This is a genomic window from Pararobbsia alpina (assembly GCF_965118125.1).
Classification (GTDB): domain Bacteria; phylum Pseudomonadota; class Gammaproteobacteria; order Burkholderiales; family Burkholderiaceae; genus Pararobbsia; species Pararobbsia alpina_A.
Genome location: NZ_OZ221287.1, coordinates 533,916 through 556,387 on the forward strand (window position 1 = coordinate 533,916; position 22,472 = coordinate 556,387).

Sequence of the window (22,472 nt, forward strand, 5' to 3'; positions counted from 1 at the left end):
CTTTCCGTCACGGCGCTTTCACACAACGACTCCTACACGCAGTATAAAGTCTGCCATATTTCCTCATATCATAGGGTGGTCGGTCACGCTCTGGCCGTCATGTTCCGTTTGGGAATTCATCACGGCAAAGTCGCTCGAGCGAATGCAACGACGAGGCCGCAGGCGTTGAGTCGTTCGGTTATCCCAGACCCATCCACCGGGGAGTGCAGGCTGTGCTGAAATTGCTTCTTGCCGCAGTGTTGTTGGTCACTGCAGAGACGGCTACGGCTGAAGGAGCTGATTGGGATGTGGTCAGTCGCACCGCTAACGTCTCCGTCGATATCGAACGGTCAACGTTGGCGCGTGACGGCAACCAGGTATCGGTTTGGTTCAGAGAACGGTTTTCAACACCTCAAAGTATTTCCGACGACGCAGCTCAGTTCAACGATGTCCGTTTCCGCATCAGCGTCGACTGCCGCGATTTCGCAGCGACCGTCGTGTCGACACTGTGGACGTCGAACGGCCAGCCAGTCGCGAGGACCGATGAGCGTATGCCCATAGTTTCGGCGGCACCTGACACGGCACTTGGGGATGTTGCTTCAAAAGTATGTGGGCCGCTGACGAATACTCCTGACGACCAGTAGCCAGTTGTCAACGCGCGTCGCCTCGCGCGCATTGGAACTTCCGGCACCCCTCCCCACGAGGTTTGTGTTCACCGCTGTTCGTGCGATAAGAGATTGGTCGAAAATCAGGTCGGTACCGGTGCGGAAACAACCTAGACTGGGCACACGGAAACCGCCGATGAGGTTGACGATGCCCACGAGCGCATTCAAGTACACCTTTGAAGACTTAGTTCGTGCGCTATTGCGCGACCAAGGTATTCAAGAAGGCCGGTGGGCGCTTAGTCTCGAGTTCACCACTACTCCGGCTGCATTGAAGCCAAACGACCAGATTGCCATTCCCCTACCATCGATAGTTGTGTCGGTGACAGGAGCCACGTTGACGAAAGTGGACGACCCGAATACGGTTGGACTGGACGCGTCAGACGCCTAGCTCCTGTCGCTTGCGCGCGGGGCTTTGCAGGTACGACGCGAAGGCCCTGCTCCGTGTCTCATCAACGAAGGCGTGCTCGAGCTTAGGCGAGGTCAACATCGATGGACGAACGAGACATCGACGATAGTCCAAATGAGACATCTTCGGCGCGCGTCACTGCGGTGCTTACACGGGAGGAGCTGTACCAACTGGTCTGGGCTGAGCCAATGCTCAAGCTGGCCGAGCGATACGGTGTTTCGTCGAGTTACCTGGCTCGCGTATGCACCACACTGCACGTCCCAAGGCCTCCCCGAGGCTATTGGGCAAAACGGGCTGTAGGCATAGTCGCGAAGCAACCCACGCTGCCTCCAGCAAGACCGGGCGACGAAACCTTCTGGAGCCGTGACGGACGGCTGCCTACAACGCCGCAAGCACCTGCCGCTCCCCAAGCCAAAGCTGAATCGCCAAGCCCTCGAAGTTTGCGGATTGAAAGCCGAAAACGTCGCCACGCTCTCGTGGTTGGAGCGCGGGAGCATTTTGGGACCGGGCGGACATCGTACGAGGCCGAGTACCTCAAGCCGGCAAAGCGGCTTCTGGTCGACTTGGCGGTCACAAAAAACGGCCTCGACCGGGCGCTCGAAATAGCCAACGAACTCTTTGTGTCGCTCGAAGCGCGAGGTCACCGAGTTGTTATCGCGGCCAATGGCGAACGCCTCTGTCGTCACGAAGTTGATGAAAGAGAGAAGCCAACGCGCGGCAATCACTTTCAGAACCTGTGGTCACCGTTCAGATGTACGGTTGTATACGTCGGCACGGTTGCAATCGGCCTTACGATTATCGAGATGTCCGAGGAAGTACCCGTTCGATACGTGAAGGGGGAATACGTAAGAGAATCTGAATATGTACCGCCTAAGCATACATATGGCGCTGACCATACGTGGACCACTACAAAGGCGTTCGCCACCGGTAGATTCTGCTTGCAGGCGTATTCCCCGTATCCCGGGGCGAAGTGGGTTCATCATTGGCGTGAGAGCAAGCCTCGAGAAATTGACGGGTTGCTTCACAAAATCGTCGACACGATAGAGGCGGCGGCGCCGGACATCGTGAAGTTGATTGAAGCCGAGCTGCGCCGACAAAAACTTGAGCGGGAGAAATGGGACGAAGACGACCGGCGCCGAAGAGCCGCTGAGCGAGTCCGCAGGGAAGAAAACGCCGTGAAGGAAAGCAAGGAGGAACTTCTTCTGCTATTTCAAAAATGGACCGAAGCCCGACAGATTCAGCAGTTTGTGGAAGAGATTGAAGCCGCTGTTTTGGCCGCGGACGAAGCGACGAGACCCGAACTCCTTGAGCGCCTGCAGTTGGTCAAAGAGTTCTTAGGGAGAGTCGACGTTCTTGAGCGACTCAAGTCTTGGAAGACACCCAAGGAAAGGCTTGGTAGCTAGCCAAGCGACCAGAGCGACGGCCATCGCTAGCCGTTAATGCTCACACCCACTGTTTTGCACGATGTCCCCATATCGAGATTCAGCAGCAATGGATGGCCTGACGCAACGGCATCCGCATTGCTATATTTCTCAAAGAGCGACTTCTTAGCGGTTAAAGGCGCCAAGATTAAACGGAGATACGACTCTTCGAGTGTGCCGTCCGGTCTAGGAGCCTTGCGGATTAGCGTGCGGAGGCAAACCTGCGCCGCACCGACGCGCTCGTTGGCCACCTGGTTGTAGTGCCAATCTTGCTTGGCGACGGAAAGCCAGTAACTGAGCGAAGCGCTCGCAAATGCCAAGGCGGCATCGTGAGTAGGCTTCCAACGGAAGTTCGCGTCTATGGATTTAACAACTTCGCCCGGAAGCTCAAAAGAGTCGCCTCCAGTTGCTGCGTTTGGATAAGGAAGAACCGGGCCCGGAAGTTTTTCGTCGTGGGTGGGGGCAACGTCGCGCGAGGGTGCATTTGCGGCCGTCGGGTGCCTGTGCATGCATTCGTCGAACAATCGTGTGACTTGCTGGCCCGCGTAACTAAGTGCCATTTCCCCGGTGGGTTTCCCAGAGTGCCAATAGATGTCGATGAAACTATGACCTGGCGGTTCGAGAGGGCTGTTCGTCACATTCCCCGCAAGCGGACTGCGCCAGTTAGGCGAGCCTAATTGGCGAAGCGTCTCGATAACCAGGTCGTTCGTATTTGTGACGTATGGGGCGCTTGCGACTTTGGCCATGGCCTCGGGGTCGCCTTTCGCGAGCAGTCGATTGTTGGTCTGATTGTCGCTGACGACGAATGCTGCCGGCACGCCGAGGCCAAGTACGCTCAACGTCCCTGGAGACACTCTGTCGTTAAGTGAAAGCACTGCCGCATTTGTGTAGAGGTTTCCCATCGAATGAGCCACTATGAGCAGTGGGCGTCCGGAATTTAACTCGCTTGAGATTTGGCGTGCGTCATCGGCCGTTTGGCTGCTAACTCGCTTCAAAATCTCAGGGCTAAAACTCTTGGATGCGATGAACTGTTGCACCGATGCGACCAAGCGACCAGTTGGCCAGTTTAGCGCGAGTGCTTTGTTATTAAGCCCCATGACGGAGAAGACCCGGTCCATGAGCGCTTGCCGTTTCGCAAACTCCTCAGCCTCGCTGTTTTTTAGGTGAAAGACTTCGGCAAGATTGTTCAGACCGTCGTCTCTGTGATAAAGGACGAGCATCTGGCCCGTGTTCAACTCCTCCCACCGAGACTCGAGAGCGAATGAAACGACGATGGCCTCGTCGTTAGCGTGTGGCTCATCGGTCAACACTCCATTTGCAAATGCGGAATCGACTTTGCAATCTCTCGGCTGTGCCGCCAGCGAGAGCGGAAAGGAAGTAAGCGAGAGCACTAGCACCAAAACGAGCCATTTCATCGAAATTTCTCCACTGCCTGGGTGCACTTCGAGTCGTAGAAAGTAACTTCGCTGACGGAGGACGCGCCGAAGTTTGTTCGCCCCACCAGGCCTGACACGTCAGCGTCCGAGAAAATGCGGATGGCGCTGGACCGAGCAGCTAGCGGTCTATCGCTGATAGCGAGCGCGCTCCATTGTTCTTATAAGGGCCTTCCGGCTACACGTCTCCGCGGCGCGAATAAACGTCGCAGCACGGGTGTGGAGCCGGGGCTACGCATACCATCTTGTCCGCAGTAGATGAGCGATGCAACGCTCATAGATGTCACGCGCCGGTGAGAAGGACAGGTCGAGCCGGATGTTGTCGTCGAGCATTGAAAGCAGGTCAGCACTGCTTAGCTTGATTGCGCCTTCGCTCTCAATCTCCTGCGCCAACTTTAAGGCTCGGCTCGCGAGCATCGACCTTCTCACGACGTCGTTGCTGTCGTAGCTCCTAACGGACGCGAACGTAGAGCACTCGACAACGCCTTCGAGCGTCATCCATCGACCCGTCGAATGTCTCTCGAAAAGCTCTGAAATTATGAGATACGTCAGGAGTGCAGCTTGCGACGTAAGGCTATGACGCGGCATGGAAGGCATGGCAGCTTCGGCACGGTGCGATGCTTCGAGTGTAGGGCGCAGCCAACCGATTTCAAGTTTGCTGTCCCAGACAGGAACGTCTGGGCAGCATCCGCCGCGCGTCGATTTGAGCACATGTTGCAAGCCGTCATGCGACATACGTGTTGCGCCCAACGATGCTTACGTGAGTTCAGGACGTCGACATGCATTTCGACCCGAAGGATGGCAGCGAGCGCTCTGCCCACTTGAGCTACCGGCGTGAGTATCCGGCGCCGCATTCATCGTCTCTCGCTGCAAGCAACAAGTGCGTGCGCTTCATTACCCATGCTACTTCAGCCTGCGAGAAATCCCATTTTCCTGCGTCGACTTTTAGTCGCACACCTGTTTCCGCCCGTGCCAGAGCTACGTCTGGCGACAGACCCGCCGTAACAACTTTCCGTGACACGTATTCGAAGAGTTGGTTGGCAAGGTCGTCGCACGCATCGTAGCGTAACCACAACTCGTCATCAGTGAGTCCGCTCACATAGCGACCGTCGATTTTTCGGACAAGAAGCTTCGGTTGAACGCCGGCCACAGCGCCAAGCGTCGGCTCTCTCGGAAAGTCTTCAGGCACGTGTCGGTCTGCCATTTCGTCCTCCATCACTTGATACTGTGCTGCGTGTCGTTCACAGCTTCGCGCGCGTTGATGATGTAGACCTGCCTGGATTCGTCCCGAGCTGGTCAAGATATTTCACTGGCACATGCGCGGTAAGCCACACACCATTCTCCGAACAGAAGAACTCGAACCCGTCGGCGTGCATTCGTGCCGCGTCGACGACGAGCACGACGGGGGCCCCGTGACGAGCACCGACACGCGTCGCCGTCGCCACATCGATGCTGAGATGAACTGCGTGCCTGCTTCCCGGATTCAAGCCCTCGCGAGAGATGCTTGCCAGGTTCGTTCGAGCGGTGCCGTGATAGAGAACCGCGGGCGGCTCCGTCGCGACGTACCCGAGGTCGACGCTCACCGAATGGCCTTGGGCTGCGCGGATTAGCATGCGGTCGGGTGACAGCGAGAAGCGCTGCTTATCGCTTTGCGCGACGACGGCGTAGATGAGGTCTTTCGTTATTGGCGGCAGTGTTCTGAGGCGCTTCGATGCGCCTGCCGCCTTAGCCGCTCGGTCGATTGCGCGTATGAGCTCATCTATGCCTACCCAACCTTGAGGGTCGAGCGTTACGCCAACCAATTCGGGCTCGTGTCGCAGTATTTTGCTCAGTAGCCTGCTCACCGCGGAGTGCTCGCCGGATGAGCTCGAGTTTTCGCTTGCTTCCATAGATGCTCAGTTCATCAAGATTCGGAAGGAGGCGACACGCCTACGCCGAGCGAACATCAGCCACTCCTTGGATTCATGTCGTCAATATCGATGTGCTCGACGGTGTTCAGCAATCCGGCCAAGTTAAAATGGACAGCGTTATGCGCAGATGATGGGGGCGCTGTTGACGAAATTCCGCCTCCGATAGGACGCGTCCGGCATCATCGTCACTAAGGCTGGCACTAGCGTCGACGAATGTCAGATTCTTGGCTCGCTCACGACTCAACTCGCGTTCTTGCACGTGTCGTATCGTCCGCCTCTTGATGCGAATGCGTACCTTCATGACTGGGCGTCGTTCGTGCTTAGCGCAGCTCTTACATCCGCTGCGTTCAATACCGTCTTCAGTGAGCCGGCCATCAGAAGCTGAAGTGGCGTCGCACCGCCGTGTAACTCAAGCGCCGTAGTAAGGAAAAGATACTTCTCCCAGCCAGACATTCGCTCCAATCGGCGGACCACTTTTGCAATGGCTTTCCGTTCGAAGAGCCCGGATAGAAAGACGGACGGCACGTACTGTTCTGCTCCAATGTTGACGCTAAAAACCCGCTGCGCGGCGAGTTCCTTCTGCAGTCTGCCCACCTTGATTCCCGCTGCCCTGCAGTAGTCAGGGACGCTCAGAAATTTTCCCTGCCGCACAAGCGCATAGCGTTCGGCGTCCTCGCTCGAATCTTCTTGCTCGCTGACCCGACGTTTCGAATATTGCTTAGCGCGCCTCTGTAACGCCTCTCCCTCGGCCTGGAGCGAAGGCAGGTCGAGATTGTAGGCTGCAGCAATTCCGGCCGCCTTCCATAGTCGGTTTTTGAATTGGCGACCGAGCTCGGCGTCAGGTACTTTAAGCCACTCATCAACGCCCTCCGGCTCGACCAATATCGCCGCTCCGACGGCGACGTGGATGAAATGCTCGGCACGGGCATCCTTGAGTTCTGCATTGGTTTTACTATCTCGTGCAGACCGCGGCATATGCATTCCCTCTTTGACATTGCCAAACGTCGCTTCAAACAACTTCGATTTTTCGGACCTCTTCGACGTGTTTCGACGCCGGGACCCATCTTTCGATGATTCGACGCTCTCGACGGTTTCGGTGCCGTTTTTGAACGGACCATAGCGGGCGGTGTAACCGTTTTTCGCCATGTCTTCGGCGATAAGTTCGTCTGCGCGCTCGCGCGTTAGAGGAGTCGCCTTCGCAAGTAAGGCTTTCACGTTGATGGCCATGTCAGAATCCTGTCGAGATGTCCGAGCTAGCTTCCTGTTAGCGCCTTCTGCGACATCGCTCGGCACAGTTCCAACTCGTTGCCGAGAGAGTCAATCTTGATTTGCATAAACGCAGCGCTGTCATTGGCATTTTGTGCGGACTTCGGAGTGGCGACTCGCTCCTCATCTTGCACACGCGCTGCTTGTCGGCGTCCACATCAATGCTTTTTGCGCAGCATCGCCTGGCACCGTTCTAGCTCCTTGCTGAGCGCGTCGATGTCCGCTTGCATGCGCGCAGCACGTTGTAGCAACCGTCCGACCTGATTCCAATAGAGAACGCCAAGGTCGCTGTTCGATTCCGCCGCGAGTTCGTGAATTTTCTTGAGCGCAATCTCGAGGTCGATATGGCTTTCGGATGGCATGTCCTTTTCCCGTTCAGGCGGTGCAAGTGATGGGTCGGGTTCGCCAGACGACCGTTGCCCGAAAAAAGCCTGTGTTCTCTCGGTGTCTCTTGAAGCGCAACACGACCATCGTGAGCGCGACCCCGCACGTCGGCGCAACCAGGAGCGCAGGGTGATTGAACGTAAACGCGAGAAAAGTGTTCATGACTTGGGGCGACACTCGCAGTCGATGTGGCTACTGTCACGTGTATTAACTAAGTACAGCTTAAGATGTGGCCCGGTCTAAAGTACGATGGGTCACGGGCGATAGTCTAGGTTCCTTCAACCCGTGTGGTCACGGAGACTGACTTCTTTCGACCCCTAGCAAGCCCGTCGGCTTGAGCGATGGACTAGAGGCTTTGAGAGCGCCCCAACGGTTCCCACAACACCAAGCAGTCGAGGCTCGACACCGTGTTACCGCGTCGACGAGCGGTAGGAGTCAAAAAATTAAATGGGGACCGAAGAAATCAAAATATGACATTTTTCAATCATTTTTAAGCCTAGTCGAGCCTGCAGATAAGGCAAGAAAAATCGTTATCGACGCTGAGCCGACCCAGACTGCGCCGCGTGCATCAGAGACTCGAAGGCGACGTACCGTCCCGCCGAATCGGCGTTTAGTACGTACAGCAACTGAAGGAAAAAGGCGAGGGAGGAGTCGCCTGAACGCACGCGCGAATCGAACGTCCTTAGTGAGACGGGAGCGCCCATCCGTTCTAGCCTTCCGACGATGTCGCTGCTAGATTCGGTGGGTTGTCTAGCCAACTCTGCTTTCATGACGGCTGACGCTCGCGCTTCCCAGCTGGCGGGCGCGCGAAGCGCGTCAATCCACCGCTTTGGCGTGTCGTCGCCAGTCATCGAAATGACGCGGAGAAAAAGGCTTAGGTGGACCGTGCCGCGCGATATGCGGGAGACGATGGCACCTTGGCCGGCCGACACTCCATCTTTCACGAGCGATTCGGACAGCGATGCGTAAGTCACATCATGCCGTGCAAGCGCAACGCGCATTGCTCGCGAGGCGAGCGATGCCCAGGGGTCGCTGAGGTCGTTCACGGTGCTCCTGTGAAGAATCTTGCTTTTTGTGAGATTTGGCCTACGCTAAAAGCGAAAATAATGTCGAAATTTGAAACGAAATTCGGTGCGTGATGCGCCGAGCTGTTCGCTGCCATCGGTGGGGATTCATGCCCTTGCCGAAGGCCTGCGCTCACAAATTGTCACTGCCGTAGGCACGGTTCGTGTCACGAACTTGTGCCACGAATGACGGTGTGCAATCAAGATTGATGGAGGGACTGTAGCGCGAAACGACGTCTGCGAAGTGCCGAAAACGACGAGGCACTATCAAACTGCGGAATCTCGGAGTGCAGGGTTGCGAACCGCTCCTGCATCGTCTACTATCTTGCGCTGTTTGCTTCGCGTTGAGCGAACTTACCGCAAGATAATGACAGTATAGCGAGAAATGGCACTTCCAGCAACTTCGCGCGCTGTCAACACGTTGCGACGAATTGGACGACGCTCGCGCTTACGTTTCGAAGTCCAGCAAGAAACTGTGACCAAATCCGTTACGCACGAGCCCACCTCATGGAGAACGTAGGCGAAGAAAGCAACGAATAGCACGGCAAAGCCGTAAACGAAAAAAGGACGAAGCGCTAACTTCGTCCCATCTCGTCGAGTTCCCGAAAGAAACTCGCGTACACGTCTCACGCGCGAATTCTTTCACACGGGAACTCGTTTGTCAACGCTCGTCCGTTGCGCCCTTCCGGCGCAGCGCGGATGAGGTCGCCATACGAAAACAGGATTTTGTGAAATGAAGTTCGCGATGCATTTTGTATCGCGCGTCACCCCAATCGTCGTTGGGGGGAGCGCACGCCGTGTTTCGAGCCATCACGTCCCCGCGTCTAGGCGTCGAGCGCCAGTGTGTCCCCAGGGGGCTGACCAAAAGGGTCACAGCCGTGACCGCCAGTCGGCGCCCTCACACTTTCTACTCCGTCACAGCCTGGGCTCCGCGCCGCGTCGCACGCAGATTCGCGGCGCCGACCAAGCACGCGTCATGACCTCGTTGAACAAACGAGGCCATGACGCGCACGTTCGTGCAGGCGAATGATGGAGCTCATGGAAATGCCAAGCTGGCCGGTGTTCCGCCGCCAAAGCGTGTCGGCTGAGTCAGGGAGCCTGGAGTCATACGTCAATCAAACCTCGGAGCTCCCGGAGTTTGCCGTTCCGCCCAGCAAGCAGGCGCTCATCGAGCGACTCCGAAACAGGCTCGTCCCAGCGGACCCTGAGTTGTGGAGGGCAAGTCCCGAGGCAAAGATTCAGGCCATGTCGAGATTCGACAAGGGATACCTAGCAACAGAAGAGGTCGCAAGATACACGTTCACACTCCTTTCGACCTACGTCGAGTGTATGAAATCGAGGAGCCTCGCTGATAGCCGGTACCGGCGCTATTTCTACTCTTTCCAGGAGGCAGTACAAGGACGCGGCGGTATCCCTAGCCGCCAACATCTTGAGACGTTGACCGGTGCGAGCTTTGTCATAACCGGGCCTTCCCAACTAGGCAGAACCGCATACATACAGCGCTTGCGAAACCTCTTCGGAGCGCCATTTCGCGTCGTGGGCGATTCGCTGGGTGACATTGTGCTTGTCTGGTACTTCCCACTCTTGGTGCTGCAATGGCCGACTTGCGGAACGCTGAAGGGGCTGCTCAAGCAGTTCCGCGAAAAACTCGTGTCCGAAATACGCGACCCGCGGGATGTCGCGCCCATTTTTCGGAAGATGCGCGGCGAAAATGCCGAGTCTGCAGTCATCGCCGCAATGGTCCTACTGAACGTCGGAATGGTAGCCATCGACGGCGCCTCAGCTAATAGCCTCAAAGGCCAGGTTCGAGACATCCTCGCGTTTCTTTGTCGGCTACAGGCGCATACGAACGTCCCAGTCTTGCTTTCGTGCACTGACATGTTCATGCATGGGGCCAAGTTGCTGGGCTCGGAAGTCGACGCCGTACTAAGGGGCCACCGTCTCGAATTCAAGCCGTTTAGCCCTCCCAATCCAAAAGCCCCGGGCACTGGTACATGGGGCACGTACAACAAGTGGTTCTGGCAAGCAGGGCTCCTCCCACCGCTTCTGGAGATGCCCCGCAATTTACCCATTTGGACTTCTGAGCTGTGCCATGGGCGTGTTAGCTGGCTTTCGGCAGGTTTTCGTGCACTTCTCGAGCGTCTCGTTTGGGAACCGAAGTTGCTCGAAAGCGGTGGCCCCTCGGAGCAAGCCGTCAAGGAGACTTTTGAGCAGCAACTTTGCACCTGGGCGGGAGCGAGAACCACCATCGCGGAGTACGGGGAAGACCCCGCATTCGTAAGTCGGGCGAATGCCCTTCGATACGTCGACCATCTGCCCTTCGCCGCAGGCTCGGCAATGGAGGCGCTCAGCTCGCGCCCGCTACTCGGAGTCGGACATGCGTGACGTACAACCGTCGCTTGCGTTGATACCGTCATTTCCCGATGGCGAAACCGTGAACTCGCACCTCCGGCACTGCGCGGCGCTCGCCGGTGATAGTTCGATTCGCAAGGTAAGCCGTCAGCTTCTCGCTCGACTTCCAGCTTTAGAAGGAATGCCGAGTCGACTCGACGAGTTCCAAGAACGCATCGGTTACCTTTTCGGAGACATACAGGCGCTTGAGGCGAGGCACACGCTGCTTGCGTATCAACTACTTGGTTTGTCGCCCGACCGCCATTCGGCCCAACGAGCCCGAATTCGAGGGCAATGTGCAGGCCCTGTTCGACTGGTGCGGCTTCCTGTATTGCTTGCGACAGCTGAGGGTGCATTCTCTGTTTGCCCGGAGTGTACCGAAGCGGCACTTGAGCGGTTCGGCTTCGGGTTTACGCATCGTCGTGATGTTGCACCGTTCGTAGGGGCGTGCCCGCATCACGGCTGTTGGCTAAGACAGCGCGTATCGGGAGAGAACTTCTTTGACGCAGCATGTCGGAGAGAGCGCTCGACGGAGCACCTGAGCTATGCCCTCCAATTTGCGCAGCATTCCGCTGCATGCGTTGAAGGCGACGAGACGACATCCCCGTACAGAAGAGCTGGAGTGGTCGCGTCCCTGCGGAGCGCAAACTGGTTGACTGAGAGCAATCGCTTCAGGTTGTCCAAGCTGGTGTCGGAATTTCGCTCGTTCTTTCGTAACCACTTCGATGACTGCCGGCTAACTGAACTCGTAACCAACTCCAACTACCTTGAAGTGGCGCTCCGCGCGCTTGTTCGTGAAGACCACGCGGTGCATCCCGTCTGGTGCATCTTGTTGACCTGGTTCGCGCGGCAATGCGAATGCGACAGCGTGAGCAAGGGGCGCCCCAGCCCTCGCGAGACAAACAGACTCACCAACGACACGGTGCGGGCGGCACTGTCCGAGTTCGGTACGGTCGTCTCCGCCGCGCGAGTCCTTCACACGAGCCCACATCAGCTGTCTATTTTCTGCCGGGGCGCGGAAATCCCTGTTGATGCCAGACCGTCTAAGTTGACCGACGAAAAGCTGATGCAGATTCGCGAACATCTGCTTCGCGGACTAGCGCCTCAGGAAGTAGGTCGCGTCACCAGTACGTCGACGACGACCGTGTACCGAGTCCTAAAGGCGATGCCCTGGGTTGACTCGAACTACAGGCGCCGAGTGAAACAAGCGAGTGAGAGGGCGAAGCAAGATTGGCAATCGCTCAAGGACGAAAGACCCAACTCGACGCAGACACAACTCCGGCTACGTGCGTCGGCGACGTTCGCTCAGTTGTATCGCCACGAGCGTCAGTGGCTTAGGCATGCGACGCCTGCAGCGACGCGCCGCGCAAGACTTCCCCGCCGCAGACCGCGCATCCCACTGGCTGCCCTGACCCACTCTGTCCGAGATGCAGAGCGCATCCTTGATACGGCTGAAGGGCCACCAGCGAGGAAAAGTGCGTATCGACTTCGACTGATGTTGGGAGTCAGCGAATACGCGCTCAATTCTTCGCTCGCTCGCACTTCGCGAGGCGGCTTCACACAGAGCCGTGATGAGCACGTTACGGACCGTATTGCGTGGGTAGCCAGAGGGCAACGCTCCGTCCAGCTCAAGGAATGGCGTGTGGCGCGCGCGGCGAAACTGCGTCAATCGACAGTCAGACAACTTAAGACTCGTCGGTTAGACGAGCTGAATACAAGAAAAAATGAGCAACGTAATTCCCTTTCACGCGACAAAAATCCGACCTGAAGAGGACATCACAGGGTTTGTCGTCCGGCAAACCGAACTTAGCAACGTCAGCGGTCACAGTGGGTTGATGACTCTGCTTCAAAGAGACGGTCATCGACCGGCATTCGTGCATAGCACCAATGTGGCAGTGACTAAGGAACTTTTCCATGCCCTACTGCCCTCGCTGAACGACGTGGTCATGAAGCACACGCGGTATCTTCTAAACAGTGTCAGCGGCACTGGTAAATTGATACACAGTCGGCACTGAGGAATTGATACACCTCGACGAAGGGATAATGGCCGCTTTGAGCGGCGATGGTCTCGTACGAGGGATACATGCAGATCAAGATATTGCACAAACAGGGCAAGAGCCTTCGCGCCATAGCTTGTGAGGTTGGCTGCTCAGTCAACACGGTGAGGAAGTACTTGGCGGCGCAGGACGCGCCGACGTTTCGGCCTGCAACGACGCCACGTGAGTCGATACTGGTTCCGTACGAAGCCTATCTACGAGAACGCGTAGCGGCAGCGGCACCCGAGTGGATTCCGGCGACAGTCCTGTGGCGCGAGATTCAGGCGATGGGGTTTGGCGGCGGCGAGCGGGTCGTGCGCAAATTCGTGGCTACGCTGCGCCCCGCGCAACCACCCGATCCGCTCGTGCGATTCGAAACTGCTGCAGGCGATCAAATGCAGGTGGATTGGGTCGAGTTCCGCAGGCGCAAAGGTGCGAACCTGTTCGCGTTCGTCGCCACTCTCGGCTACAGCCGCGCGGCGTACGTCGAGTTCGTTTCCGACATGCGACTCGATACTTTGCTGACGTGCCATGCCAATTGTTTCGATTGGTTCGGCGGCGTGCCTCGGCGAGGGCTCTACGACAATATGAAGACTGTCGTAGTTGAGCGAGACGCATATGGTCCGAAGCAGCATCGCTTCCAACCTGGGTTTCTCGACTTTGCTCGGCACTATGGGTTCCAACCCGAGCTGTGTCAGCCGTACCGCGCCAAGACCAAGGGCAAAGTCGAACGGATGAACGGCTATTTGCGCCGCAGTTTCTACGTACCGTTGGCCGCTCAGTTCAAGGCGGCGAGTGTTGAGCTAGACGTGACGACAGCCAACACTCAAGTGTGGCGCTGGCTGCGCGAGGTCGCACACATGCGGGTACATGGGACAACCAAGCTCAAGCCGGGCGAACAGTTGCTTGTGGAGCAGAAGGCATTGCAGAGTCTGCCGCCGCCGTATCCGGCCTTGTTGCCAGCAACGACGCCGGCGAGCGGGCAAGAGTTGCGTGAGCGATTCCACGACTGGCTCTCTCCGCTGCAGCACCCGCTGTCGGTGTATGACCAGTTGATTCGGGTTGCCGCATGAACGTCGCACATGAACGTGTGGCGCAGCTATGTGCCCAACTCAAGCTCTCGACGGTCGCTGACGTGCTGCCGCATTTGGCTCAGAAGGCCATCGCCGACGAGATCAACCTGACCGAGTTCCTGGAGTCGGTGTTGAAGGCCGAGCACACGGCGCGGCTCGTGCGGCAGCGAGCGACGTTCGCACGCCTGGCAGGCTTCCCGGCGATCAAGACTCTGGATGGCTTCGACTTCGCCATCGCTAGCGGCGTGCCGAGATCGCAGGTTCAAGAGCTGTCGAGCCTTGCCTTCCTGGAGCGCAACGAGAACGTCGTATTGCTCGGACCGAGCGGCACGGGCAAAACGCACATCGCGATGGCACTGGGCTATGCCGCGACGCAGGCGGGCATCAAGGTGCGCTTCATCACGGCGGCGGATCTGCTGATGATATTGACAACGGCGCATCGACAAAATCAGCTCGGCGACGCGCTCAAACGATTCGTGAATCCGTACCGACTGTTGATCATCGATGAGATCGGATACCTGCCCATGAGTCGCGAGCAAGCCAACCTGTTCTTCCAGGTGATTGCCAAACGATACGAGCGCGGCAGTCTGATCGTGACCAGCAACCTTCCGTTCGGGCAATGGGATCAGACGTTCGCCGACGACGCAACGCTGACTGCCGCGATGCTTGATCGGCTCTTGCATCACGCTCACGTCGTGGCCATCCAAGGGGAGAGCTACCGGCTACGCGAGAAACGACGGGCCGGGTTGGTCTCGAAGAGATCGGCTGTGCCAAAGGAGGACGACGCCCACTGAGCGCGGCCGGCACCGCAATAACACCACAAATCGGTGTATCAAATCTAAAGTGCCGATGCCGGAAGTCGCTGTATCAATTCCGGAGTGCCGTTGACAACAGCGCGTTTCTACCGCGGGCCAAAAAGTTAAGGATGCTAGAGCAGTACGAGACAGGGCGCGAACGTGGAGCAACGCAGCATCTGGTGATGCACACCAGAGGGCGCCTCGCCGTGTGTCTAAGCTGCATTTCATCCGATGTTAAGGAGCACGGCTTCTCTATCTGGCGGCGTATCCACCTTATGCCATCAATCTTCTTCTGCCCCACTCATGCCGAGCCGCTGATGACTTTCTGCGAGCATTGCGACCTCAGCCATCGGAGGGCGCGCAAAACTTGGTTTCCACGTGACTCATGTGTTTGCGGGCGCTCGCTCAAACACCTCGAGACAATCGAGCATCCGAACGGCGTTGACGCGGCCGTTCAAATTGCGAGGATGGCGCAAGACGTTCTAACAGGGAACGTCGACTTATCGGAACTAGCTGATAACACGGCACCCGTGCTTAAACGACGAGTGAGTGCAATCGCGCACAGTTTGGGGCGACGCGACTACCATCGGGTTGCACGCGAACAGTTCGAATCTCGCTTGGGGGCAGACCTTATCTCCTCTCTACGCTTCACGGAATCTAGTATTGAACGGGCCGGTGGTCGCTACGGTGTCGAGGGGCCGCTAATAAATCCCGTTCAGAACATCGCTGCAATATGGAGCCTCTTCGGAGGCTGGCCGGAGTTCCTTGCGGAAACGGTTGAAAGGGGTACGAACCCCGGCCAATACGACGCGGCCGAGCGCTACACGCCACAGCGAATTCGCCCACACAACAACACGAAATCGGTGAGGTGGCGTCGTCAAATTAGCCAGCTTGGTCCAGCTGAGTTCTCTCGCTTCCGAGCTGACTGTAGAGCCAAGATTTTGCTTGCGATTGCGCAGAACAGAAATCTTGTGCGGTCGGATTTTCACTTCCTTCCGAACGGCGAGAAGCTCGTGTTCTTTGCGAAGAACTTCGATGAAGGGTGGTTGGATGCAACTCTTCCGACTCAAGCCCGCGTGCCTACATCTCTCGCCCAAGTCGACCGAAGCTTTAAACGAGATTCAGAGATGGCGGCCTTGGTCAGAAGGCGCTACGCCGAGACAGTTCGGACTCGTCCGGAACGCTATATCAGCAGGGCCCTCTTGCTCAGTGAGGTAGGTAACGAAGCGGCGTACAGGCGGGGAGCGGGTGGCCCGGAACTTGAGACTGCTCTCAACGAGTGCGCGGACACGCTTACAACGTGGCGCAATCGAAAGATTGACATCTTTGTATCGCTTGCTCGGGGCATTGACCCACGTTCTGAGTGGGCAAAAAAGAAGACCTTCGACGGTTTGCAGGGACGGCAGCTATCCAGACGCTTTACGCGGGGGAGAAAATGGTTGAAGCAAAACGAAGGCTGATTGGGGATTGCTCACACCTGTCTTTCTCGCGAGCTCGCGGAAGACTGTTACGCGGAAGTGCGATTGCGAGCGGCGTCCGCTCGACCGATTGGTATCCATGGTCGGAACCTATCGAGACGCCGAAATCAAAGGGAAAGGAGCAACAAGACCTCGAGGTCGACGCGGTACTCGGCGAACGGCTCCAACTTCGCCGCCTAACGGGACATCCGATACTTCAATGGCCAATAGCGCTTCCCAAGCGTGACCGGCGCGGTGTCTTGAGTGCCCCGCAATTCGAGTGTTGGAAGAAAGCTAGCGACAGCCGCGTGGGGGTGGCCGGCTACTACTTCAGCTTCAAAGCAGGTGGACAGGTCGCGTGCCATTCACATTTGGAGGCTCGGCTCCTGGCGTATTTCGAGATGTGTCCGTTCGTAGTCGAGATTCGAACTCAATACCCTCTGTGGAATCGCGAATCCTTTCTCGCCTATTGCCGAGAAGGCCGGATGTTTCCGCGCAACGAACTTATGACTGTCGATTTCATGCTGACGCTGAAGGTGCCCGGCATACCCCACCTCATCTATCACGGCGTGTCCGGGAAGCCGGCTGCGCACTTGAAGCTGCCGAACGTGATTTCACGGCATCAACGGGAAGTAGATGAGCTGTGGATATGGGGTACGTCGCACGAAGTCATGACGGAGGACGCAGTTTCCGAAGTTGAGTACGAAAGCTATCTGCGAATGTTCTCTTACATGAAGTACGTCGAGCTCGATGAACTGGAGCAGTTGATGGGAGGAGCACGACAGCTCTCGGAGGCGCTGCTGGAAACCCAAGCAGACGGACCAGCGTCGCGAGTAGTCCCTATGGTTGGAAATATCCTAGGTTTGAATAGACAGACGTCGTTCCGTCTACTCGCAGTGGCGTTGTTCCTCGGGCATCTGAGGTGGGACGTGCAGTATCTCTTCGCGCGGACGGAGCCACTTAAATTCGTACGCGCCTAATTTGACGGGGGACGCCACGGAGGTGGCTGAAGGTAAAGGAGTTATCACCATGGAAAACAGCGATGAAGCAGCCAGTCCCGGGCTGCTATTCCCAAAGAACTGCAACTTGGTTCTAGTGGTCGACAAGGAAACACAGAAGCTCATTCGCTACTTAGGGGAAGACGAGGCGCGAGCATACGTCGTTGACCTCGGTTCGACGAAGGACGATGTTCTGAATCTGAATCGCGCACCTAATACAAAGCGTAATCGATTTGTGCTGCCGATTGAGCACCTCCGAGCGCTGAGAGAGAGGAAGATGGTTTGGCGCGTGTCCGAGCGTGGCATACCGCCAGAGATGAACAGCTTCGTCGCCTCGGGGGATGCGGAAGCGAACCTCAAGAGTAAGACGGACGTCGTTGAGCACATCGTGAGCGCGCATGGCGACGCTGCGTTCAAGAATCGGAAGGTGTACGCGACTGCCGTGAGCGATGCAGCGACGAAGTACAACCTATCCGAGAAGACAGTACGCCAATACTACGAACGCTACCTCTTTTACGGCGAGCATAAGTTTGCCCTCATAGACCATGATTGGGAAAAGGGTGGGCCCGGTATCGAGAGGCGCGGCGCGCGACACGAAGACGGGACGCGAATTGATGCCGGTCGGAAGACCTACGCGCAACTCATCAATCCGCAGACTAAATTGACCCGCGTGCAAGTTACAGCGCGCATGCACGCAAGGTTTTCGAACTTCGTGCAACGGGAAGCGAACGCTCCTGGTGCGAAGCTCACCGCGATTGTTCGACGTTTCCTGGCAGGCATGCGTATCAGCAATCGTGGGGCCGATGGAGAAAAGCGGAGCTTTCCCATCAGCCCGGTGAAACTGCCGTCGGAGGACAACCTCAAAAAAATCGGGAGACCGTTATTTAAGCAAGAACGGGCCAGAATGGCTGTGCTCCGCAGTTCAGCGAAGGGGAAAAGTTACTCGGCGAAAATAGCAAATGGTGACCTCAACGTAGTCGATATCGACGGCACCGTTGCCGATTGCTTTCTGCGCGTTGGCGACTCGGTTGTAGCAATCAACGGAGTGTTGAAACCCACGGTCCTTCTCGCGATTGATAGGTCAAGTCGCGCCATCGTCGGATGGTACGTAACATATCGACCGGAAGACGGAGATTCATACTTGGCGTGTCTCTTCAGCGTCTGCACAGACAAGGAAGAAGACCTCGCGCGATGGGACCTGGCGCACTTGAACGGCATGGTATTTGGCTGCCCGAGCGCGATTTTCGTGGACCGCGGCTCCGGAATTTCCGAAAAAGTAAGAAGAGCGGTCGTCAAGCTGATGCGGCTGCGCTTACTGATGGCGCGACCTGGCGAGGGGAAGGCAAAAGGTGACGTTGAGCAATTGATGAGTTTCTTCCAGGACGAAATCGCTCATTTGCCTGGCGTCACGCACGGTGAGGTAGTTAACGGCACGGCGACGGAGAAGGAAGAAGCGAGGAAACGGAACAGGAACAAGTTACGAAAGGCTCCAGCCGGAGCGACGCTCACGCTGAGGGATTTTATGCGGGCGTTGCTCACAGCAATAAGCCGATACAACTTGCAGGCGGACATGCGCAGGCTTAGGAACAGCGTCATGCTTGAGGCGAATGTCCCGCCGGTGCCGAAGCACATGTTCCAGTTCAACATGGCTATGCGCGAGGGGGATGCGGCGTGGGAGCTAACCGAAGAGGATGTGATTCGTCGGCTCGCGAAGCCTTTCAAAACCGTGGCCCCCGGCGGCGTCGTAACCCTTCAGAAGAAGGAGTTCACTTCATTCGAGCTTCGAAGGAGAGCCGTTGAATATGAAGCCATTCACGGGCAATCGATGCCAGTAGCAGGATATGAACTGTTCACGTCGCAGTTACATGCGATATGGGATGACAACGGCTACTTCGAAGAACTTGAGGCCACAAAGTTGACGTTGTCGAAATTCGGCGTTTCGATTCCCGACATTCGCGACTACTTTCAGTTTCGTGACCTCTCCGACCTCGGCGACCAACTGCTCAAGACTCGGGACCATCCTACAGTCGACCAGGCGGTCAAACGCGGCGGCGTTTCACAGGCCACCAAGAAGCAGATGGACGCTGTCGAAGGGCTTCCACTGGAGGTCAACAGCCGGCGAGCCCGAAGGACCGCCGTGGCGCATACAGGTGCAGCCGACACCCGCGCAATATTGGCGAAGGTGAATAGAAGCGCTAGGACAGCTTCAGATGAAGTGCGAGTCGCAGCGGACGGCCTCACCCATCATGTAGCGGAGGATGCCTCGGAGATTGACATCGATTTTTAACGAGGGGGGCAATCACCTTGAATCGCTTGGTGGGCGGGCTTCGGAAGGCTTTCTTTTCCTGCGCGGCCTATCAAGCGAGTTTGACCAAGAATGGGGGGTGACCGCGCTTCGCGTTTTGCGTTTGGGAAACCGGAAAGCCTTATCCAGCGGGGCACGGCGAGTCAATCGACGGCCAAACGGAAGCCTATCGTTTCCCTGACACAGCACCAGAATCAGCAAATGAGTTGCGTGCAGCAAGGTGACTCGTCCGGCGCAAAAGCGTGCCGGGCGAGGCTGTGACGCAACTCGTGCCCGAAATTTCTTTAGCAAGTTCGTAGTGCACGGCGCTGTGCCGGCATTGACGCAAGATCAAAGGGGCTCTGTCAGTTTCCCTATCCGTGCCCGCACGACCCCAATGGCTTGCTTGAGCAAATACACATCCTGGATGTATTTGCGCGGCATCCGGATGCGGCTGGCCTGCGCGTCGATGTATTCGATTTCATCTCGCCATCGGGCGATCTGCTCCGAAGTCGGCGATCGAGTTGTCCAAAGTTCATCGTCCAGCGCCTTGAGATCGCGATACCAGACGACGAGCCGCTTCTTGACCTGCGCCTCATAGAAGCGCGGGAGCGCCTGGATCAGACCGAACAGGACCGCCATAAAGGGTAGAAGGATCAAAAGGCGGCGCTCGATAAAGCTCGCGAGCCAGAACGGCAGGTAGTGCAGCAGAAAAGGCTGCCCCGATTTGAAGTATCGCTCGCTCTCGCCTGACACCGGGAACTCGTCGGTCTTCAGGTTGGGAAACGCGCCGATCGGCGTGAAGTAGTCCTCGCCGCCATGTACTTGCTTCGCTGCCTCGAGAAGCACATAGACCATCGCGGGATGAAGCGCGTCCTTCGCAACAAGCAGGGCAGTGGCGGCGAGCAGTGTCACATCCGTGCGAGGCAGGTCCTTGACGATGCTTGTCGACCCGCGCGGATAGATGATCTTCGAGAGTGAAGGGAATTTCTGAACAAGGGCATCGGCCTGGGAAAAGCTCATCAGCTTGAGGTCGCTATTCAGTAGCTTTTGCTGAATGACTGCGTCGGGGCGTCCGATAAAAAAGCCTGCGTCGACCTTCTTGCTTGCGAGCGCGTCGTAAGAACGCACAGCGTCCATTTCGAGCAGCGTCGAGTTCTCGCGCGTGACATCGCTAAAGCTGAGCAACGCCATCGCGACATTATTCAGTCCGCTACCCGGCACACCAACGGCAATCGTTTTGCCGCGTAGGTCGGCGAGGCGAGTCAGGTCCGTACTACCGCGATAAAACACCCAGATCGGCTCGTACGAGACCACCGCGATCGTTTCGAGATGATCGGATGGCTGAGGATGAGTCGTGCCTGATTGAATAAAGCCAACGTCGTACTTGCTGCCAGGGTCCTTGAGTCGCTCATAGTTTTCGACAGCGCCCGAAGAACTGTGGATCTCGAGATTGATACCCTGCCGTTTAAGGACCGCTGCATATTTGTCCGCGAAACCGCGGTAAATGCCGTTGTCCACGCCAGCGGTCATGACGATCGTGTTCTGGAACGCGGGGGCGATAATGAGCGCGAGGATCCATCCGAGCAAAGCCAAAAGCAAGATGATCCCAACAACAAGCAGGCTCTTGCGAGCTCGGGTCATCGGGGCATTCGGTTGGCGGTGATGGAGGGATCTTGGGGGACTCATGCCCTGATCAAAATCATCAAGTTTGTGGGCGAATTTGCCTGACACAAAAATGATGATACTGATGAGACCTGCATCGTGCTGAACGGAGCGCTAATACGTCACGCGCCTCGAACACGAAAAAGCTCGACGTCTCCCTCTTCAACCCGCTAGCGTGGACCCGCTGCATTGAGCGCCACAGCGTGCGCCACACTCGGTAATAGTGCTGTAAACGGGTTGAAGCGGATTACTGAAACTCATGGTCCGAGACATCCGTGATCATTTCCAAGAAGAGCGATTCGTCGACGAGTTTGGCCTTCCGAATTTGGGCCTCGCGCCAATACCATCCATCTCCGGCATGGCCTGAGTACGCAGAAGAGTGCATCGCGCGCGAGATCACATCATCACCCGACGCAGCACTCGCCGTGCGTTCGGGGTCGTCACGAGTTTGATAAAGAAGGGCATGACGAGCCAAACACCCTTTCAAGTCGATCCGTCCTTGCGCACACATGATCGCCGAACCCGTCGGAAGTAACTCGGCGATAGGCACGCCGCTCTGTCCATTCAGGATGAGCAGCGAGGGTGCCAGATACTTGGGCGCGCAGGACTCAATGACGACCGCTGGCAGGGATTCGACTCTGAGTCCATGCGCGGTACACCACGCCCGCGCCTGCTCCATAAAAACTCTGACACGCTCGACGTACGTACTGACGTTCTCGTCAAGTTGCTCCGTGGCATTCGGTACCCCTTCGATAGCCGTGGCTGCACGTATGCCGGCAACGGGTAGCTCAACGTCCGACTCGATGGGTCGCTTGAGCAGCGTACGAGCCGCGCGTTCAGCGTTGGCCAATCGGACCGCAGAGTCGAACGATTGCAGGTTAGTGCGTGCGATCGAAAGCGCATACAGTTGTTGAGCAGCTTCGGCGACCTGAAAAACAAGCGAGGCAACAACTCGAACGTCGTTGGTCGTTGCGGTCAAGGTCTCGTCTTTGAGTAGCTTGACGCACCCACACGACGCAAGCGCACGTGCCCATCGAGCGATTTCATCCGACTCCGTATCGCCGCCGGCCATATTCGCTCGGAAGCACGCCTCGCCGTTCTCATCGATCAAATAACCTTCTTTGTGATGCCGCACCCGAACGATGATGCGATCTCCCGTTCCGGGAAATTCGAAGGGCGTCATGACCCGTTGTGCGCCATGCTCCTCGGCATGTACCTCGAACAGAGAACCCAGTTCGGCTTG

General features: G+C 57.1%; 17 protein-coding genes. 9 read left to right on the plus strand and 8 right to left on the minus strand.

What is annotated here, in order from left to right:
- The first annotated feature begins 212 nt into the window (after nucleotides 1–212).
- Together ACMFWR_RS02150 and ACMFWR_RS02155 are read left to right on the plus strand one after the other, a co-directional pair.
- Nucleotides 213–623, plus strand: a complete 411-nt coding sequence (locus ACMFWR_RS02150) for a surface-adhesin E family protein (RefSeq protein ID WP_413193407.1) — start codon at nucleotides 213–215, stop codon at nucleotides 621–623.
- A 510-nt stretch (nucleotides 624–1,133) separates the two neighbouring features.
- Nucleotides 1,134–2,453, plus strand: coding sequence for a hypothetical protein (locus tag ACMFWR_RS02155; RefSeq protein WP_413193408.1), 1,320 nt, complete (start codon nucleotides 1,134–1,136; stop codon nucleotides 2,451–2,453).
- 26 nt (nucleotides 2,454–2,479) lie between these two features.
- On the opposite strand, the gene ACMFWR_RS02160 is transcribed toward ACMFWR_RS02155, so the two are convergent.
- The 6 genes from ACMFWR_RS02160 to ACMFWR_RS02185 all read right to left on the minus strand — a co-directional run bounded on the left by ACMFWR_RS02160 (nucleotide 2,480) and on the right by ACMFWR_RS02185 (nucleotide 8,465).
- Nucleotides 2,480–3,886: a hypothetical protein gene (locus ACMFWR_RS02160; protein WP_413193409.1), complete on the minus strand. Its 1,407-nt coding sequence runs from the start codon at nucleotides 3,884–3,886 to the stop codon at nucleotides 2,480–2,482.
- An 844-nt stretch (nucleotides 3,887–4,730) separates the two neighbouring features.
- Nucleotides 4,731–5,108, minus strand: a complete 378-nt coding sequence (locus ACMFWR_RS02165; RefSeq protein WP_413193410.1) for a hypothetical protein — start codon at nucleotides 5,106–5,108, stop codon at nucleotides 4,731–4,733.
- 37 nt (nucleotides 5,109–5,145) lie between these two features.
- Nucleotides 5,146–5,793, minus strand: a complete 648-nt coding sequence (locus ACMFWR_RS02170) for an RNA 2'-phosphotransferase (RefSeq protein ID WP_413193411.1) — start codon at nucleotides 5,791–5,793, stop codon at nucleotides 5,146–5,148.
- A 318-nt stretch (nucleotides 5,794–6,111) separates the two neighbouring features.
- Nucleotides 6,112–7,041 (minus strand): hypothetical protein, encoded by a 930-nt coding sequence (locus tag ACMFWR_RS02175; protein ID WP_413193412.1) that lies wholly within the window; start codon nucleotides 7,039–7,041, stop codon nucleotides 6,112–6,114.
- Between the two features lie 197 nt (nucleotides 7,042–7,238).
- A complete protein-coding gene (locus ACMFWR_RS02180; protein ID WP_413193413.1) occupies nucleotides 7,239–7,442 on the minus strand; it encodes a hypothetical protein in 204 nt (67 codons plus the stop codon).
- Nucleotides 7,443–7,994: 552 nt separating this feature from the next.
- Nucleotides 7,995–8,465 carry a DUF6471 domain-containing protein gene (locus ACMFWR_RS02185; RefSeq protein ID WP_413194741.1) on the minus strand — a complete coding sequence of 157 codons (471 nt, stop codon included), beginning with the start codon at nucleotides 8,463–8,465 and terminating at the stop codon, nucleotides 7,995–7,997.
- A gap of 1,599 nt (nucleotides 8,466–10,064) precedes the next feature.
- Between ACMFWR_RS02185 and ACMFWR_RS02190 the strand changes: the two genes are divergently transcribed.
- The 7 genes from ACMFWR_RS02190 to ACMFWR_RS02220 all read left to right on the plus strand — a co-directional run bounded on the left by ACMFWR_RS02190 (nucleotide 10,065) and on the right by ACMFWR_RS02220 (nucleotide 19,567).
- A complete protein-coding gene (locus ACMFWR_RS02190; RefSeq protein WP_413193414.1) occupies nucleotides 10,065–10,913 on the plus strand; it encodes a hypothetical protein in 849 nt (282 codons plus the stop codon).
- Nucleotides 10,914–11,985: 1,072 nt separating this feature from the next.
- Nucleotides 11,986–12,687 (plus strand): TnsD family Tn7-like transposition protein, encoded by a 702-nt coding sequence (locus ACMFWR_RS02195; RefSeq protein WP_413194742.1) that lies wholly within the window; start codon nucleotides 11,986–11,988, stop codon nucleotides 12,685–12,687.
- Between the two features lie 315 nt (nucleotides 12,688–13,002).
- The gene (gene istA / locus ACMFWR_RS02200) at nucleotides 13,003–14,028 is read left to right on the plus strand and encodes an IS21 family transposase (protein WP_413193415.1); all 1,026 of its coding nucleotides are present in this window, start codon (nucleotides 13,003–13,005) and stop codon (nucleotides 14,026–14,028) included.
- Nucleotides 14,025–14,822: an IS21-like element helper ATPase IstB gene (istB, locus tag ACMFWR_RS02205; RefSeq protein ID WP_413193416.1), complete on the plus strand. Its 798-nt coding sequence runs from the start codon at nucleotides 14,025–14,027 to the stop codon at nucleotides 14,820–14,822. Before istA ends, istB begins: the two co-directional genes overlap by 4 nt.
- A gap of 131 nt (nucleotides 14,823–14,953) precedes the next feature.
- Nucleotides 14,954–16,285, plus strand: a complete 1,332-nt coding sequence (locus tag ACMFWR_RS02210) for a hypothetical protein (protein ID WP_413193417.1) — start codon at nucleotides 14,954–14,956, stop codon at nucleotides 16,283–16,285.
- Nucleotides 16,286–16,542: 257 nt separating this feature from the next.
- A complete protein-coding gene (locus ACMFWR_RS02215; RefSeq protein ID WP_413193418.1) occupies nucleotides 16,543–17,262 on the plus strand; it encodes a hypothetical protein in 720 nt (239 codons plus the stop codon).
- 49 nt (nucleotides 17,263–17,311) lie between these two features.
- The gene (locus ACMFWR_RS02220; protein WP_413193419.1) at nucleotides 17,312–19,567 is read left to right on the plus strand and encodes a hypothetical protein; all 2,256 of its coding nucleotides are present in this window, start codon (nucleotides 17,312–17,314) and stop codon (nucleotides 19,565–19,567) included.
- Nucleotides 19,568–19,915: 348 nt separating this feature from the next.
- Here the strand turns inward: ACMFWR_RS02220 and ACMFWR_RS02225 are convergent, their stop codons facing one another.
- Both ACMFWR_RS02225 and ACMFWR_RS02230 read right to left on the minus strand, forming a co-directional pair.
- A complete protein-coding gene (locus tag ACMFWR_RS02225; protein ID WP_413193420.1) occupies nucleotides 19,916–21,208 on the minus strand; it encodes a TAXI family TRAP transporter solute-binding subunit in 1,293 nt (430 codons plus the stop codon).
- Nucleotides 21,209–21,476: 268 nt separating this feature from the next.
- Nucleotides 21,477–22,208 carry a hypothetical protein gene (locus ACMFWR_RS02230; protein WP_413193421.1) on the minus strand — a complete coding sequence of 244 codons (732 nt, stop codon included), beginning with the start codon at nucleotides 22,206–22,208 and terminating at the stop codon, nucleotides 21,477–21,479.
- Nucleotides 22,209–22,472: the final 264 nt, after the last annotated feature.

Coding starts and splice junctions, on each gene's coding strand:
- ACMFWR_RS02185 (WP_413194741.1), bottom strand. CDS start 8,465: ATGCGCGTTGCGCTTGCACGGCATGATGTGACTTACGCATCGCTGTCC.
- ACMFWR_RS02180 (WP_413193413.1), bottom strand. CDS start 7,442: ATGCCATCCGAAAGCCATATCGACCTCGAGATTGCGCTCAAGAAAATT.
- ACMFWR_RS02165 (WP_413193410.1), bottom strand. CDS start 5,108: ATGGCAGACCGACACGTGCCTGAAGACTTTCCGAGAGAGCCGACGCTT.
- ACMFWR_RS02195 (WP_413194742.1), top strand. CDS start 11,986: ATGCAGATTCGCGAACATCTGCTTCGCGGACTAGCGCCTCAGGAAGTA.
- ACMFWR_RS02160 (WP_413193409.1), bottom strand. CDS start 3,886: ATGAAATGGCTCGTTTTGGTGCTAGTGCTCTCGCTTACTTCCTTTCCG.
- ACMFWR_RS02225 (WP_413193420.1), bottom strand. CDS start 21,208: ATGACCCGAGCTCGCAAGAGCCTGCTTGTTGTTGGGATCATCTTGCTT.
- ACMFWR_RS02175 (WP_413193412.1), bottom strand. CDS start 7,041: ATGGCCATCAACGTGAAAGCCTTACTTGCGAAGGCGACTCCTCTAACG.
- ACMFWR_RS02155 (WP_413193408.1), top strand. CDS start 1,134: ATGGACGAACGAGACATCGACGATAGTCCAAATGAGACATCTTCGGCG.
- istB (WP_413193416.1), top strand. CDS start 14,025: ATGAACGTCGCACATGAACGTGTGGCGCAGCTATGTGCCCAACTCAAG.
- istA (WP_413193415.1), top strand. CDS start 13,003: ATGCAGATCAAGATATTGCACAAACAGGGCAAGAGCCTTCGCGCCATA.
- ACMFWR_RS02210 (WP_413193417.1), top strand. CDS start 14,954: ATGCTAGAGCAGTACGAGACAGGGCGCGAACGTGGAGCAACGCAGCAT.
- ACMFWR_RS02220 (WP_413193419.1), top strand. CDS start 17,312: ATGGAAAACAGCGATGAAGCAGCCAGTCCCGGGCTGCTATTCCCAAAG.
- ACMFWR_RS02170 (WP_413193411.1), bottom strand. CDS start 5,793: ATGGAAGCAAGCGAAAACTCGAGCTCATCCGGCGAGCACTCCGCGGTG.